16 protein-coding genes are annotated in these 16,566 nt (G+C 41.2%); 12 read left to right on the forward strand and 4 right to left on the reverse strand.

Features of this window, described 5'->3' with window-relative positions:
- Positions 1-134 precede the first annotated feature (134 nt).
- Together narQ and IEY03_RS07700 are read left to right on the forward strand one after the other, a co-directional pair.
- On the forward strand, positions 135-1,847 hold the full coding sequence (gene narQ / locus IEY03_RS07695) for a nitrate/nitrite two-component system sensor histidine kinase NarQ (protein ID WP_188840780.1): 1,713 nt from the start codon (positions 135-137) through the stop codon (positions 1,845-1,847).
- Positions 1,840-2,469, forward strand: a complete 630-nt coding sequence (locus IEY03_RS07700; protein ID WP_188840781.1) for a response regulator — start codon at positions 1,840-1,842, stop codon at positions 2,467-2,469. Before narQ ends, IEY03_RS07700 begins: the two co-directional genes overlap by 8 nt.
- Positions 2,470-2,631: 162 nt before the next feature.
- On the opposite strand, the gene IEY03_RS07705 is transcribed toward IEY03_RS07700, so the two are convergent.
- On the reverse strand, positions 2,632-3,000 hold the full coding sequence (locus IEY03_RS07705; protein WP_188840782.1) for a YacL family protein: 369 nt from the start codon (positions 2,998-3,000) through the stop codon (positions 2,632-2,634).
- A 178-nt stretch (positions 3,001-3,178) separates the two neighbouring features.
- Between IEY03_RS07705 and IEY03_RS07710 the strand changes: the two genes are divergently transcribed.
- The gene (locus IEY03_RS07710; protein ID WP_188840783.1) at positions 3,179-4,144 is read left to right on the forward strand and encodes a zinc transporter ZntB; all 966 of its coding nucleotides are present in this window, start codon (positions 3,179-3,181) and stop codon (positions 4,142-4,144) included.
- Positions 4,145-4,209: 65 nt separating this feature from the next.
- Here IEY03_RS07710 and fkpA read toward each other — a convergent pair whose 3' ends face one another.
- On the reverse strand, positions 4,210-4,962 hold the full coding sequence (gene fkpA, locus IEY03_RS07715) for an FKBP-type peptidyl-prolyl cis-trans isomerase (RefSeq protein WP_188840784.1): 753 nt from the start codon (positions 4,960-4,962) through the stop codon (positions 4,210-4,212).
- A gap of 154 nt (positions 4,963-5,116) precedes the next feature.
- Here fkpA and IEY03_RS07720 point away from each other — a divergent pair, with 154 nt between their 5' ends.
- From IEY03_RS07720 to pepN, 6 genes are all read left to right on the forward strand, one after another.
- Entirely contained in the window at positions 5,117-6,070 is a 954-nt protein-coding gene (locus IEY03_RS07720) for a WD40 repeat domain-containing protein (RefSeq protein ID WP_188840785.1), read from the forward strand.
- A 20-nt stretch (positions 6,071-6,090) separates the two neighbouring features.
- Positions 6,091-6,303 (forward strand): SlyX family protein, encoded by a 213-nt coding sequence (locus IEY03_RS07725; protein WP_188840786.1) that lies wholly within the window; start codon positions 6,091-6,093, stop codon positions 6,301-6,303.
- 38 nt (positions 6,304-6,341) lie between these two features.
- Positions 6,342-6,851, forward strand: coding sequence for a peptide deformylase (def, locus tag IEY03_RS07730; protein ID WP_188840787.1), 510 nt, complete (start codon positions 6,342-6,344; stop codon positions 6,849-6,851).
- A 48-nt stretch (positions 6,852-6,899) separates the two neighbouring features.
- Positions 6,900-8,291 carry a COG3014 family protein gene (locus IEY03_RS07735; RefSeq protein ID WP_188840788.1) on the forward strand — a complete coding sequence of 464 codons (1,392 nt, stop codon included), beginning with the start codon at positions 6,900-6,902 and terminating at the stop codon, positions 8,289-8,291.
- A 27-nt stretch (positions 8,292-8,318) separates the two neighbouring features.
- Positions 8,319-8,912 (forward strand): penicillin-binding protein activator LpoB, encoded by a 594-nt coding sequence (gene lpoB / locus IEY03_RS07740; RefSeq protein WP_188840789.1) that lies wholly within the window; start codon positions 8,319-8,321, stop codon positions 8,910-8,912.
- 158 nt (positions 8,913-9,070) lie between these two features.
- A complete protein-coding gene (gene pepN, locus IEY03_RS07745; protein ID WP_188840970.1) occupies positions 9,071-11,650 on the forward strand; it encodes an aminopeptidase N in 2,580 nt (859 codons plus the stop codon).
- A 93-nt stretch (positions 11,651-11,743) separates the two neighbouring features.
- Here the strand turns inward: pepN and IEY03_RS07750 are convergent, their stop codons facing one another.
- Positions 11,744-12,892 carry an endonuclease/exonuclease/phosphatase family protein gene (locus tag IEY03_RS07750; RefSeq protein ID WP_229778234.1) on the reverse strand — a complete coding sequence of 383 codons (1,149 nt, stop codon included), beginning with the start codon at positions 12,890-12,892 and terminating at the stop codon, positions 11,744-11,746.
- Between the two features lie 177 nt (positions 12,893-13,069).
- On the opposite strand from IEY03_RS07750, the gene IEY03_RS07755 reads away from it, so the two are divergent.
- The 3 genes from IEY03_RS07755 to IEY03_RS07765 all read left to right on the forward strand — a co-directional run bounded on the left by IEY03_RS07755 (position 13,070) and on the right by IEY03_RS07765 (position 15,702).
- A complete protein-coding gene (locus IEY03_RS07755) occupies positions 13,070-14,443 on the forward strand; it encodes a DUF4397 domain-containing protein (RefSeq protein WP_188840790.1) in 1,374 nt (457 codons plus the stop codon).
- An 81-nt stretch (positions 14,444-14,524) separates the two neighbouring features.
- Positions 14,525-15,091, forward strand: coding sequence for a CIA30 family protein (locus tag IEY03_RS07760; protein WP_188840791.1), 567 nt, complete (start codon positions 14,525-14,527; stop codon positions 15,089-15,091).
- A 14-nt stretch (positions 15,092-15,105) separates the two neighbouring features.
- Positions 15,106-15,702 (forward strand): HAD family hydrolase, encoded by a 597-nt coding sequence (locus tag IEY03_RS07765; RefSeq protein ID WP_188840792.1) that lies wholly within the window; start codon positions 15,106-15,108, stop codon positions 15,700-15,702.
- 46 nt (positions 15,703-15,748) lie between these two features.
- Here IEY03_RS07765 and IEY03_RS07770 read toward each other — a convergent pair whose 3' ends face one another.
- A complete protein-coding gene (locus IEY03_RS07770) occupies positions 15,749-16,420 on the reverse strand; it encodes a nitroreductase family protein (RefSeq protein ID WP_188840793.1) in 672 nt (223 codons plus the stop codon).
- Positions 16,421-16,566: the final 146 nt, after the last annotated feature.

Here is a 16,566-nt window from a genome sequence, read left to right on the forward strand (position 1 = left end):
ATTTTTTCAAGTTTGTTAATGTATTAAAGTGACCGCTAATGTAGAACTCTCTGTTTACAAGACTTTCAGCCTGTTTTAAACAGTAAAATATGACACAATAATAACGCAAAAAATATCAACAAAATGGATCAAAAATGTTAAAGCGCGGTAGTCTTACCTCTACAATTCTAGGACTAATGTTAGTCCTCATTTTACTTTCTTCCAGTTTAGCGCTGTACGCAATTGTGAATTTATCATTTAGTTTAGGTGACTCAAGAGCCATTAACGCATCAGGTTCACTGCGAATGCAAAGCTATCGATTACTGATGCTAAACGATTCGGGCAAGCAGATAGTCACAGATAAAATTAAAGAGTTTGAAAACACACTTAATTCACAAGTATTGCAAAACTCCTTAAAGTGGTACACGCCAAAAACCTTATCAAATCAGTATCTGTTAGTTATAGATAAATGGCAGGTTATGAGAGCTTACGCAGAAGCTGCTAATACACAAAAATACAGTGCGTCGTTAAAGGATTTTGTCGACACCATAGATATTTTAGTAATGGAAATTGAACTTTTTGCGGCGTATAAACTAAAACTTTTAGTATTAAGCCAGGTCATAGGTTTGACCCTAATGCTTATCGTTGCAGGCGTGGCGGTTATTTTTACACGCAGGCGAGTCGTAAAGCCTCTACAACTTTTGATGGATAGCGCGCTGACTATTTCACAAGGTAATTTCAAGGTCGATATGCCTAAAACAGATTATATCGAACTCACGGCATTGAGTAATGCATTGAAAAAAACGGCCTCTGAACTATCCAATTTGTATGAAGATCTTGAAAACCAGGTTGCGGAAAAAACCTTAGCGCTGACTCGCACCAATAATGAGCTGAATTTCTTATACGATAATCTGATCATGTTGCATTCAGACCGATTAGATTATAAAGCGCTTAAATTAGCTTTGAACCAACTGCAAAATTATGAAAATTTGAATTTTCTCCGATTAGTTATTGAGCATGAAGATCAGTCGCAGGATATTATTGAAGCCAGTAATGGCTGGCCAGAAGACAGCAACAACAGCGTATGCTTCCATTTACAGTTAGACAAAGTCCGTAAAGGCTACTTAGAGGTTATCTCATCAGAACAGCTCAATAGCCCATTATTTAACAATTTTGCCGTGATGTTAGCTAGGTCGATCACTATTCATAATGCCACCGAGCAAAGACAACAACTGGCCTTGATGGAAGAACGTGCAGTCATTGCGAGGGAGCTTCATGATTCTCTGGGGCAATTACTCTCATTTTTAAAAATTCAGGTCAGTTTGTTACGTAAAAAACTGCCCGACAATTGTCGTAATGCAGAAGTCGAGAATCAGATTGTTGAAATTAATGACGGGGTAAGTTTTGCCTACGTTCAACTGCGGGAATTATTGTCCACATTCCGCTTAACCATTAAAGAGCCTAACTTAAATCACGCATTAGAAGTGATGCTTGAACAATTAAGGTCGCAAACGGATATTCAGTTAAGCTTGCATTACAAACTGTCAGCGCATTTGCTTGAAGCAAAACAACATATTCATATTTTACAATTAACCCGTGAAGCAACTTTAAATGCAATAAAACACGCAAAAGCTAAACATATCGTGATAGATTGTCAGCTATCAGCTTTAGGAATAATCAATATCGCTATTTCAGATGACGGTGTTGGGGTATCGCACTTAAAAGAACGTGATCAACACTTTGGTATTGGGATCATGCATGAGCGAGCCAGTAAATTAAATGGACAATTGTCTTTTAGTGCCAATAAAGATGGCGGCACAACAGTCACTCTTAGTTTTCCACCACAGCAGGAGCCTTTAAATGGGTAAGCCATATTCAGTACTCGTTGTCGACGATCACCCCTTACTTCGTCGTGGTATTTGCCAACTCATTACATCCGATGGCGATTTCACTTTATTTGGTGAAGCTGGCACAGGTTTAGATGCCTTAACCGCCTTAAGTGAAAATGAACCCGACATCATCCTGTTAGATCTCAATATGAAAGGCATGTCAGGCTTAGATACGCTTAATGCCATGCGCCAAGAAGGCGTTACAGCAAGAATAGTCATTCTAACAGTATCGGATGCAAAACAAGATGTCATTCGTTTATTACGTGCAGGCGCTGATGGCTATCTACTAAAAGACACTGAGCCAGAATTGTTACTTGAACAACTTAAAAAAGCCATGTTAGGCCATCGCGTGATCAGCGAAGAAGTCGAAGCCTATATGTATGAATTAAAAAATGCTACCGATGACAATGAGTGGATTGGCAGCCTGACACCACGTGAACTGCAAATTTTACAAGAGCTAGCTGAAGGTAAAAGTAACCGAGTGATTTCAGAACACTTGCACATTAGTGAGGGCACGGTAAAAGTGCATGTTAAAAACTTACTGCGTAAAGCCAATGCTAAATCTCGCACTGAAATGGCGGTTAGGTATTTAAATCAATAGGCTGAATAAGTTACTTTAAGTTTGTTACAGCAGCGATCACGATGTTCGTGTGGGCACCGTGATTGCTTTTCTTGTGACACTTGATGTTGTGAATACTTCGCTCATTTCAATAAAGATGTGTTTTAAGCGCGAAGATATCACTCAGGTGTGCGCGTAATGACATTATTCTTGAATAAAAACCAACCAGCTTTTCAAGGCTTTATCAAAATCTTCAAGTCCGCAGTAGCCTTCAGATTCAGCATCATATAATCCCATGCCGTCTTCGAAGTCATGTTCTTCATCAAAATCTATCGCATTAACAAAAATTCGCACCTGCTCCGAGTCAGCATCTATGGTCAAATCGGTACCTATATCACGCCAATGATTAGCGGCTCCTGATATCAATTGTGAAATACTGGCAACTATCTGCTGAGTTCGGCTGACATCTGCTCCTAACTCTTCAGCAAACCAACGCCCAAATACCTCATGATCCATTGTAAAATTGGCAAACACAGTGCCATCAAGACGATTACGTCGAAATTCGTATTCCATTTTCTACTCTTATCTAATTGAGAATAGCGCTCAAGCCCGTTTCATCTTATTTTAAACCATAAATGGCATTTTGCTGCAGATGAAAACACGATAACTATTGGGGTAATGCGTAGATATATCGTAAAGTATCAATATTAATAACAATTAATTGCTTAAATTTACTAACAAAGGATATTCAATGCACAAAGGATTTATTTATTGTTTGCTCCTAACTGGCCCCAATGCAGGTCAAGCCTTAACCGAAGAGCAGCTGGCCGATTGGAAGCCTGAAGACGGTTTACTTTGGGTGCATTTGAAATATAAATCCACAGATGCGCGTCATTGGATTTCAAAACAGAAGTTGGAAGTTGCCGAGCGCGATACCCTATTAGCATCAGATACTCGCCCCCGGGTCGTTCACTCAAATAATGGCATACTGTTAACTTTACGTGGGGTTAATTTAAACCCCAATTCAGACCCTGAAGACATGGTGTCAATTCGTATATATATTGAAGAACACCGCATTATTTCGACCTGTGAGCGCCAATTACAATCTATTGTCGAAGTGGCTGAAAGTATTAAAGCGTCTAAAGGTCCTTTTGACAGCGCAGGGTTTATTTTATCTGTGGCAGAGCATCTCACACAGCGTCAAGTCGGTTATATCAACAAACTTGAAGAACTAATGGATGAACTAGAAGAGCGGGTAGTAACGGATACCAATAAATCTCTTCGTATGGATATTGCTGAATTACGCCGTCAAACTGTGGTACTAAGACGATACCTCGCTCCACAGCGTGAAGCTTTAGGGAAAATTTTGCATGAAAATAGCCTTTTATTGGATCACAATGACAAGATTAAATTAAGGGAGACACAAGAGAATCTGATCAGAGTAATTGAAGATCTCGACGCTATTCGCGATAGAGCAAGTGTTACCCAAGAAGAACTTCAATCCAGACAAGCAGAACAGCTTAACCAAAGATTATATTTTTTATCGCTTATTTCAGCAGTCTTTTTACCACTGGGTTTTTTGACCGGCTTATTAGGCGTCAATATTGGTGGTATACCAGGCGCTGAAACCGATTGGGCATTCGCCGCTTTTTGCGCAGGATTACTGACTTTAATCGGTTTGCAAATGTATGTGTTCTATCGTTTAAAGTGGATTTAATTATTCCATTTTAAGTTATAAAAAAGGGCGCTATCTGCGCCCTTTTTTAATACTAGCAAAGCTAATTATTGAGCAGGAGCTTCAGCAGCAACGGCTTTTTCAATAGACAATAATTCAACTTCAAATACTAAGGTTGAGTTAGCAGGAATAGTACCAGTATCGCGATCGCCATATGCTAATTCAGCAGGGATCACAAACTTGTATTTAGCCCCAACACTCATTAACTGAACGCCTTCAGTCCAACCTGGAATAACACGATTTAATGGGAACTTAGCGGGTTCGCCACGAGCATAAGAGCTATCAAACTCAGTGCCATCTGTTAAGGTACCACGGTAGTGAACTTCTACAGTATCTTCTGCAGCAGGTTTATCACCTTCGCCAGCCGTTAATACTTCATACTGTAAGCCAGATTCTGTGGTAACAACGCCTTCTTTTGCTTTGTTATCATTTAAGAATTTTTGACCTTCTTCAACCGCTTTAGCTGCCAATGCTTCAGCTTGCTCAAGGCGCTTATCATTTAATTTTTTGTCTAAGCCTTGCAGTACGGTTTGCATTTCTTCTTCTGTCAGATCAGTTTTATCCGCTAAACCATCACTGAACCCTTGAATAATCAATGAACGGTCAACAGCAAATCCTAATTCTTCTTGTTCTTTGATATGACCAGACATGTATTTACCGATAGATGCACCAACACTATAAGCTTCTTTTTGCGCTTCAGTTGTTAGCTCAACTTTTTTCGCAACAGCTTCTTCTTGATTACATGCAGAAAGACCAACAACGGCCAATGCAACTAACGATAATTTATAAATTGATTTCATTAAAGCTTCCTCAGCATCCTTAAGTGGTTACAATAAGCACATGACTGTCCGTATTTAGACAATTAGGCTAATGTTAGTAGGCCACTTTATACTAACTATTTCTGATATACCATTGGGTTGAGTCCTTATGGACAACTTTTTAAGGAGCAAGTTCATGTATCGCGTTTTACTGACTATTTTTTGCTCAATCCTGCTCAGTGCTTGTCACCCTAATGCTGATCAAACTTTGGTATTAACCACTGACGCAACTTATAGCGCCACCTTATCTGAAGATGGCCAATATGCGCTTATTAGCACCGCCAATAATGGGGTCCAGCTATGGTCATTACCCGAAAGCAGCATCAAGTATCACTGGGTACATGGCGCAACAAACGACAGTAATGTATTTGATACTGCAATTTCCAATAATAATGCCTTTGCGGCTACCCTTTCGAGTGATTCTCTCGCTCTTTGGGAGCTTGCTACCGGACATTCTGTTGGCTGGTGGACATTACCGTCTTACGCTCAAAGTGTTGCTGTGGCTAATAATGGGCATACATTGGTGGGATTAGCTGATGGGTCGGTTATGTCACTTCAGCCTGAAAACCAAGGCTTAATTCAATTCCTAGGTCACCAGGAAAAAGTCAATAGCGTGGCCATTTCTAATGATGGTTCAGTCGCGCTCAGTGGCGGTAATGATGGACAAATTAGATTATGGCAAACTCAAACCGGACAACCACTACAGCAATGGCAGCTTAGCTCTCGCATTACCAGAGTTGCCCTGAGTGGCGATGGCAAATTAAGTTTTGCCTCAGATATAACGGGTAATGCAGCAATATGGCAGTCATCAACAAGTGAATTCGTCAGTAAGTTAGCCATAAAAAGACGTCAAATGAACTTTTCAACCGCCAGATTTGTCAATCAAAATACGCAAGTACTCACAGGAACGCCATCAAAAGAAATGTTTTTATGGCAAGTCAGTTCTGGTAACCAAATGCAAAGATGGCAAGTGCAAGTGACTAAAAACAGCCAAAATCGAGGTGCTGTAGTATACTCGGTTACCCAAGCCACACCCCAAACGGTAAGCAGTGTGAGCAGCCAAGGTTTGTTAGAAACTTGGCAATTATAAATGTTATTTACGAGGTTTTGATGGAACAGCTGTTAGCCAAAATTGATGACTTAGAAACTAAAATGTCATTTCAAGAAATTACCTTAGAAGAATTGAATCAAGAAGTGATCAAACTCAACGATCTTGTTGCGCGTCAGCAACACCAGATCATGTTAATGGTCAGTAGATTACAAGCCATAGAGCCAAGTAACATGGCCAGTCAAGCGGATGAAACGCCACCCCCACATTATTAAAACCCATCCATATTTAGGTGTTTCATTAGGAAATGATCATGTCAAACTCAGCGGTATTACCCATTGCCACCGTAGGCGAAAAAATATTAGATCGACAGGCACAAGCTGTTACTGAATTTGATCATTCCATCCAATCACTTGCAAGCGATATGCTTACCACCATGATTGCGGCAAATGGGGTAGGTATTGCGGCGCCGCAGGTATTTAGCTCTGTGGCCATGTTCATTATGGCATCCAGACCTAATCCAAGATATCCAGATGCTCCGAACATGAGTCCTATCGTTGTGGTCAATCCACACATTATTGAAGCCTCAACGCATATGGAACTCGCTGAAGAGGGTTGTTTATCTATCCCAGGTCAACGGATAAAAATATGGCGACATGCACAGATAAAGGTGCAATACCATGATCTAAATGGTAATTTAATCTCTGATACACTCGTTGGTTTTATTGCGCGTATTTTTCAGCATGAGTATGACCATATTCAGGGGATAACCTTACTTGAGCGCAGTAAGATGTCTGAACAACAACCTGAGACAGTTAATTAACTGCGGTGTTAAAGCATTCCATTAGTAAGTGACCCAAGGTGATAATGAATGAAACTGTGTACTGACTTGATCCCTCGTTCAACCATAATCATTATATTGATGTGTTTGACCTTATCAGGCTGTGCATTTAACAGTATCTTTATTAATTACCCATCCCAAATCGCCCCCTACAAACAACAATTGAATAGCCCTAGCCCCACGGTTAATCTTGAAGAAATCGTCAAAGAAATTAGCTCAAATGACGGCCTACTTTACGCACAAGAGTCGGGACGAATTGCACAAGTCAATGGTCAATTTGATCAAAGTAAAACCTACTACCAACAAGCTATTTCTGCCTACAAAGCGTTTGATGTTCAAGCAAAGGTTAGCGTTTCAGATATGGGCGCAAAAGCCAGCAGCTTACTACTCAATGACAATGCAATCCCCTATCGTGGTCCAGGCTATGAGCGGATCATGCTGCACCAATATCAAGCGCTTAACTATTTATTTGCCAACGATGCACAGGGGGCAATGGTTGAAGTCAGACGCAGCAATGAATTACAAGCCAGCGAACAGGCTCGCTATCAAAAATCCCAAAAATCCGTACAATCCATGGCAAATGGCACCATTAATGCCGAAATCGATAAACTGGGAAAAGCTGCAGGAACTGTCACTAGCTCGTTTTTAAATGCTTACAGTTATTACACCACAGGGTTACTCTATGAATTACTAGGTGAGCCCAATGACGCTTTTATTGACTATCGCAAAGCGGCACAAATATCTCCTGACAATCCATTTTTACAACAAGATTTAGTCCGACTTGCAAAACAACTGGCCATGCCACAATATGATGAATTTAAACGTCGCTGGGGTGATGCTACATTAGCAAAAGCAGGGCAAGGACAAATTGTCATGCTAATTGAACGCGGCTTTGTTCCTGAAAAACAAAGTCTCACCGTCCCCTTTACTATTGATGGCAACTGGCAAACGATTTCATTAGCAACCTATCAGGCTTCAGGTCGACAAGTTGCTCCAACTTCGATTCAAGGGCTTGGAACGGTATTAGAAGCCGCTCCTATTGCCAACATTGATGCGCTTGCCATTAACGCCTTGAAAGAAGATTTACCCGCCGCCTTGGTAAGACAGGCATTACGGGTTTATGCTAAAGCAGAAATGGCACAAAGTGTAAGAAGCGACAGTAAGCGTCGCAATGATCAAATTGATGCAGGCGCTATAGCGATGCAAATTTTTAACGTGGTAACCGAACAAGCTGATCGCAGAAGCTGGTTAACTTTACCTAAACAAGCACAAATTGCGAGGCAGTACCTTGACCAAGGGCAATATGACATTAGCTTAGGTAACGCGCAAAACACTAAAATTGAAGTAAAAGCTGACAAAACCACATTAATTTGGATTATAGATACTGGTAATCGTACCCGTTTTTATTCAATAATCCTTTAATTGCACTATCAACTAATGGAATTGATTATGAAACCAATGAAACTAATATTTGTTCTTGCTGCCGTGCTAGGTTTAGCGGCATGTCAATCGAAAGTAGAGTACGGCGATGCTACTGAAGTTGAAACCGTTAATGAAAACTTTGGTTCAACCGATTTACAAGCCATTACTGCTAAAATGGTTGATAGCATGTTGACCTTTCCACCTGTGATTGCCATGACACAAAATGATCGTCCAATCATTTTTGTCGATAAAATTAAAAATAAAACTTCTGAACACATAGATACCGAATCGGTAACAGACAGCATTAGTAATAAACTATTACGCTCAGGTAAATTCCGCTTTATTGATATGACTAAAGTGGATGCTGTTCGTAAGCAATTAGATTATCAAAACAATGCCGGTATGGTTGACCCAACTACCGCCATTAAATTTGGCCGCCAAATAGGCGCTCAGTACATGCTTTATGGCAACTTATCTAGCATCGTCAAGCAAGATGGGAGCACTACAGATGTGTACTACAAAATGACTATGCGTTTAATGGATTTAGAAACCGGCTTAATTGAGTGGTCGGACGAAAAAGAAATTCGTAAAACCCGATCTAAATCCTTTTTAGGCATGTAACACACCAAGCATTATTTATAAGCCGACATTCGTGTCGGCTTTTTATGTTTTAACGACTTTTATTACCGCTGTTAGGGAACACTTACGTGAAATTGCGACACTCTTCGATATTAACACTGGCCAGCATCGGCTTATTGGCATCTACTTTATCTGGCTGTATGAGCACTTCATCTACCACTGCAAGCCAAAGAGATAATTCTCCTTATATTAGCCAATTTCAAGCAAGTGAACGCTCTCGGGTGATCACCAATGTCGATTATCAACTGACGTTTTTTCTCAGTGAGCAGAGTCAATTTCGAGCAAAATCTGTGGTCAACTTTGACCTCACTGGCACAGCTAAAAACCTCACTCTCGATTTAAACAAAGCCAATATTTTATCCATGCTAGTAAACGGTACTAAAATCTACCCGAATTACAACGGCAGTTACATCACCTTAAGTCCGTCCTTGTTACAGTCTGGTTTAAACAGTATTGAAATTGAATTTACCCGAGAACACAGCACTAATGGTGAAGGCCTGCATAGATTTGTCGACCCGGTTGATGGCAAAGTCTATCTTTACTCGCATTTTGAACCAGCAGCGGCTCAGCAAATGTTTGCAGTGTTTGATCAACCTGATTTGAAAGCGACATTTCAATTAACGGTTCAAGCCCCTAAAGATTGGCATGTGATTAGCGCAATGCGCGAGTCGAGCATTACCCCTGACGGCAATAATAATTTATGGGCATTTCCAGCAACACCTAAATTAAGCCCATATAATTTTTCACTGCATGCGGGTCCATACCATGTTTGGCAAGATGATACAGGCCCTTATCCAATGCGCCTTTTCTCGCGTCAATCGGTCACTGAACAAGTCACTCCAGAAGACTGGTTCCACTATACCAAACAGGGCCTTTATTTCTTCGATCGCTATTTTGGTATTCCTTATCCTTTTAAAAAGTACGATCAAGTTTTAGTCCCTGATTTTTTGTATGGCGCAATGGAAAATGCTGCAGCCATTACCTTTGCTGAAGATAGATTTCTGTTTAATGCCAAAATGACCGCCTCGCAAAAAGAACGCTTAGCGGGCGTTATCATGCATGAAATGGCGCACCAATGGTTTGGCGACTTAGTCACCATGAAATGGTGGAATGGTTTATGGCTGAATGAGAGCTTTGCAGCCTTTATGGGGACACTTGCTACTGCCGAAGCCACCGAGTTCAGTCATGCTTGGCGCACCTTTTACGCTTCAGGCAAACAGCGCGCTTACGAGTTAGATTCACTGGTAACGACTCACCCGATAGAAGTCCCAGTTGCAACCACCCAAAATGCGTTTGATAACATAGATGCTATTACCTACCAAAAAGGCGCATCAACCTTAAAGCAATTACGCCACTTACTCGGTGAAGAAACATTCCGACAAGGTGTGCAGCAATATCTAACCAAATTCAGTTATCAAAATGCCGAATTAGATGATTTTATTGGCAGCTTGGCTAAAGCCAGTAATCTAGACCTCAGCCAATGGACTCAAGAGTGGTTATACAAAGCCGGTGTAAACAGTATTCAAGCTGAATATATGTGTGCTAATGGGGTCATCAGTGAATTCCAACTAGTGCAACGTCCTGTCAGTGACGAGTTTCCCACATTGCGCCAGCAAAAAGTGAAAATAGGCTTACTTTATCAACGCCGCCATGGCTTAGATAATCACCAGACAGCAATTGTAACTTACAAAGGTGAGCACACAGAAGTACCTGAATTAGTAGGTGAAGCCTGCCCAGACTTGGTGTATCCAAACATAGATGATTGGGGCTTTGTAAAGGTAAATCTAGATAAGCGATCAACAAATACCGCTAAACAATCACTCAACAAAGTGAATGACCCATTACTGCGTTCAATGCTATGGCAAAGTATGTGGGACAGCGTAGTTGAAGGTCAGGCACCGCTGAATGATTTTATCAATGTGGCGCTGATTAATGCGCCGCTTGAGCAAGATTACACCATTTTGGGACAGGTTATTTCCAACCTTTATCGAGCGAAAACAATGCTTGATTTAATGCAACCGACTCACAAGCAATACAATGAAAAAGTGAGCCGCGCGTTAAGCCAAATGAGTTTACGTATGGCAATGGAGCATCATCAAAACAGTGACTTCCAACGTCGTTGGTTTGCCGCATACATCCACTTCTCATCTCAAGCGGCATCCTTATCCCACCTTGAACAATTATTGATAGGCAAAACAAAGATCAAAGGGTTAACTTTAGACCAAGATTTACGTTGGGATATTATCAAACAACTTAACCGCTTTGATTATGGCAATGCCAATCACTTATTAATGCGAGAAAAAGCCAAAGATAACTCAGATTCAGGGGAAAAAGCGGCATTAGCCGCAGAGGTGATTCGCCCACATTCTCAGCTTAAACGCCAATGGCTTAATACCATTGCGCACAACGAAGCTGTGCCATTTTCTAAATTACGGGTTGCCATGTTTAATTTGTACCCTTCAGAGCAAAACTTGCTTAGCGCAGCGACTGCCGAGCAACGTTTAGCAGAGCTCATCGAGCTTGATAAAAAAGGCCCAGTATTTATGCGCAGCTATACCCAAGCATTGATCCCTGAGGCTTGTTCAACGGATAATATTTCCATGATAGATCAGGTGCTCAATACCCAAACAGGATTGTCTAAACTCACCCGCCGCGCCTTATTAGAAACCCGTCAAAATGAGTATCGTTGCATAAACATTAAACAACAGCTAACTCGATAGACGCATCGTTCTCGATAAAAAATGGCCAGTAATTACTGGCCATTTTTATAGTTTTCCGGCCAAACTCAATGGCAAAATTCATGGGAAAATTAATTAACGTAAGCTGAATGTCATCATAATCGGGGCATGATCGGTACTGTCGCTGTCACGCTCAAAATCAGGGCGAACTAAATGCCGATCAAAGGTTTGATAATCTTCTATGTGGGCTAAGTTTTTCAATTGTTTAGGGTCAAACTCACTGGATACCAAAATATAATCTAATACAGAGCCTTCGCTGCCATAATAATGGGTTGCTTGCCGTGAACTAACGGCTGAATGCTCAGCAAAGCTTGTCGACTCATCTTCATCGGAAGCCAAACTGACATTACATTTGCTGGTCGCTTTATGTAACTCATAGCTATCATAAAGACGACATTGATTTAATTCGGCAAATAATTGCTGCTCACTTAAACCCGCTAACTGTTTGTCTTCAATATCACTTCGATAAACCCGTAAATTTTGATGAAACGCAGCCAGTAAATCACTGTGTAATTTATCATTAAAATCGCCCATTAAGATAAATGGATGACCTTTCAAATGGCGCCGAACTAGCATTTGATGGCACAGTAATGTTGCTTCGTTTCCTCGCTGTAAACTGGATGCCCAACGTCCTAATACTTGCCTTGCGATAAAGTCAGCCGCACCTGACGAGCCAGAGTGGGCTAAATCCTCTTTATCAAAACCACTGCGTTTAGACTTTAAATGAATTACATAACAATCACATGGGCCAAATTGGGGTAAATCAATGGTCGCACGCAAAGGTTGGCGGCTAAATGTAAACTGCGCTAGCCCTAACGCTTCACAAGCGGCCGGATCCACTGTCACATTGTCCATTTCAATGATCGGATAACGTGAAGCTAATGCGACTACGGGATGACGATAAACATAGTCGCTTTCTATCTGCGGCTCATCTAGTACCGCAAAATGTTTATAGCCTAATGGTCGCAATAATGCCTGTAACTCATCCGGACTAAACACCTCTTGGAAACCGATTATGTCAGGTTGATTTACCAGCATAAAATCGCTGATCCAGGCACACTTTTTCTGCCATTGTTGCTTACTATAAATGTTTTCAAAATCGTAGTAGGCATTAGGTGGCGCAATAAAGTTAAACAAATTTATTGAGGCAACACGATATTGGATGACAGCGGGAGAAGATGACAAATTAAGTGATTTTTGTTGTTCCATAATGGCAAACATCATAGGCGCAAACCGTAAATGACTCAATCACCTTAAAAAATATTAAACACATTAAATTAAAAATCAGTCATTTAGGATGATTAATAAATAAAATTAATTTATTTGTTAGTTTTTTGTGAACCGCTAAAAAAATCTTCCCGTATTCAAAATGGTCACATTACTCTACGAGGAATTACTCAAATGAAACGGATTTATCCTTTTGCGTTATGCGTATCAATGCTTGGTTTAACTGCTTGTTCAGATGATGATAATGCTGCAGAACAAGTCACTCCGACACCTGCGCCAGTAGAACTTTCCCATGTCCGAGTCATTCATGCTGGCAGCGATGCTCCAATGGTGAACATCATGGCCAATGGTGCTGAATTGCTTGCCGATGTCGACTACGCAGTGTCCAGTGGCTTACTTGAAGTCAACTCAGCAACCTTTGATATTGATGTCGATGCCATTTTAGCTGATGGTTCAACCGCCACAGTGCTTGAAGCACAGTTAGTCGCTGAAGATAAAATGGAATATACCGCTGTCGCATTAGGCAAGGTTGCAGATGAAAGCTTAATGCTAAAGCTGATACAAAACCCGATGGCAGAGATCGCCAGTGGTTATTCAAGAGTACAGGTACTTCATGCCTCTCCAGCTGTTGGATTAGTTGATGTTTATGTAACAGCACCTGGCGATGATATCAGCAGTATGTCTGCAACACTTTCAGCCGATTACATGGATGCCAGTCCGCAACTTGAAGTCGCTGCCGGAGATTACCAAATCCGTATCACAGCCGCTGGAATGAAAGACGTTGTATACGATTCAGGTACTGTGTCATTGGCTGACATGCAAGACTACTTTATCAGCGCGATCCCAAATACCTGGTCAGGAATGTCACCTGTAGCGCTTCATGTGGCACTACCAGAAGGCCAGGTAATATTAAATGACATCAATAGTGGCGCTGATTTACGTGTTGTTCATGCGGTTGCTGATGCACCTGCAGTAGATGTGTTCCTTGATGGCAGTACAACTCCCGCTGTAGACATGTTGGAATTTGGGGAAATCGCTGGATATGTCAATGTAGCAGAAGGCGCGCACACAGTGACTGTCGCAGCAGATGCTGATAACAGTGTGGTTGTTATTGATGAGGCTGAGGTCGATTTAACCCTAGGCATGAGTTATAGCACCCTAGCGGTAGGTTCATTATCAGACAGTATGATTGAACCCTTAGTTTTAATGGACAACACCAGACGTGTTGCGACTGAAGCAAAACTTACCGTAACTCATGCAGCTTACTCAGCACCTGAAGTGGATATTTACCTCACGGCATCAGCAGATATCAGCGAGGCAAGCCCTGCCCTTGAAGATGTGCCATTTAAAGCATCATCTGGCAGCATTAGCGTGACCCCAGGCACTTATACCATCAGTGTTACAGTGGCGAATACTAAAGATGTTGCCATTGGCCCATTAGAAGTCACTTTAGACGCTGCTGGCGTATATGGTGTGGCGGCGGTTGACAATGTTGGTGGCGGCGCACCTTTTAGTGTGATCCTTTTAGATGACTTCAACGTAATGTAGTTTGTTCATCCACTTTTTCTCTGTAAAACCCTTTAGGCTTATCTCTGACCCAGATAAGCCTTTTTTTTAATGAGAACAACCATGATAAAATTTATCAGTGCCAGTATTTTTTGTATTTTCTGCCACACTGCATTGGCGGCTAACTTATCGAATGAGGAAACCATGAGATTAAATTTTGCCAAAGACTTCGATTTACGTCAGATCCAAATCAATAACGATACCGTGATGGGTGGCCTATCTTCAAGCCGGATCAGTATCAATAACAACGCGGTTAATTTTAGCGGCTTAGTGTCACTCGATAATAACGGTGGCTTCGCCTCAACTCAATTTAATGTTATAGGTGACATTCCTGACACCATACGCTGTAAGCTAATTGTTAAAGGTGATGGCAAACGCTATCAACTGAGATTAAAAACAGCCGCATTACAATTTGGCGAAGCATTTATTGCGGAGTTTACTACACTGGATGGTGAGATCAGTGAACACATCTTTACAATTGATGATTTCCGTATTGGCTTTCGTGGACGCACCATTCAAAATGGTCCTGCGCTAGACTTTGCCAAAGTGAAACAAGTGGGCATCTTGATCGCAGACAAACAACAAGGCGGCTTTAGTATTGATTTACATACTGTCGCATTTGAACAATAAGGTTAATTGCCCCTATGATCCACGGTATTATTTTTGATCTAGACGGAACATTAGTCGAGTCCAGTTTAGACTTTGCCCTTATAAAGCAACAAATAGGCTGCCCAGCCGATCTAGATTTATTAACCTTTATCGACCAAATAACTTGCCCTATTACTCAGCAGCAAGCGAATGAGATTGTGCTTCAACATGAAAATAGCGATGCCAACACAGCAAAGGCGCTCACTGGCATGGGTGAACTATTAAACTACATTAATCGCCAAAATTTACCTTGCGCGATTGTGACACGTAACAGTAAAACAGCCAGTGAAATGAAATTAAAGCAAAACAATATCAACATAGATATTGTTCTCACCCGCGAATGCTACCCCGCAAAACCCGCACCGGACGCGTTGAACGCCGTTGCGGAACTATGGCAAATACATCCCAAAAACCTCATCTATGTCGGTGATTATTTGTATGATATCCAAGCGGCAAATAATGCAGGCATGATTGCATGCTTTATTAATCATGGTATTGATACTCACTATCAACACTTAGCGGATGTCATTGTTAAAAGCCTTGCTGAGCTTTTAACAATCCTCAAAAAACATAGCATAAAAAAGGCGCTATAACAGCCGCCATTGCATGGTTTTCAGTCACACGCTTTCATATTGAAAACTAAATAAACTCACAAATCTGATCCAGTGCTTTTTTATCTAATGCATGTAAAGGCACTGTCGCATCCTCAGCGGGATACCCTGCAATAATCAACATATATGGGCGTTCATTGTCATTATCTCGGCCACAAATTTTAGATAAAAAACTCATAGGTTTTGGGGTATGCGTTAAGGTGGCAAGGCCAGCATGATGCAATGCTTGAATTAAAAAACCGGTCGCGATACCCACCGACTCATGCACATAATAATTTGTTTTTTGCTCACCCTGTTCTTCTTTACGTTTTTGGCTAAAAATAGCAATTAACCAAGGCGCATGTTCTAGGTAAGGCTTACTGGCATTGGTACCTAAGGGTTTTAAAGCATCAAGCCATTCTTCACCCGCTCGCCCTGCATAAAAAGCCTGCTCTAATGCTTCTGCTTGTTCGCGAATTTGCGCTTTAATCTCAGGACTTTTAATGGCAACAAAATGCCATGGCTGATGATTAGCACCATTAGGTGCTGTACCGGCGGCCAAAATACATTGTTCAATAATGGCTTGGGGCACGGGACGGTTGGAAAACTTACGAATCGAATGACGGCGTTTTACCTGTTGATAATTATCTTGCGCCCTAGCTAACATTTCATCTTGGGAATATTCAATAAAATCGTTTAGCGGAATGTGTTCATCTGACATTGTCGGTCCTTGAAAAATGCTGAGTTTTAGCTAAGAAATACTATGCCATAGATAAGCAATAAAAAGAAAACCGACTTCTTTCAATCCTTTGATTGCAACTGATTCATTAGCTAGATACAGTTAAGTGAGATTGTTTTCTAAAGGTG

This window comes from Shewanella aestuarii, from assembly GCF_014647215.1.
GTDB lineage: Bacteria > Pseudomonadota > Gammaproteobacteria > Enterobacterales > Shewanellaceae > Shewanella > Shewanella aestuarii.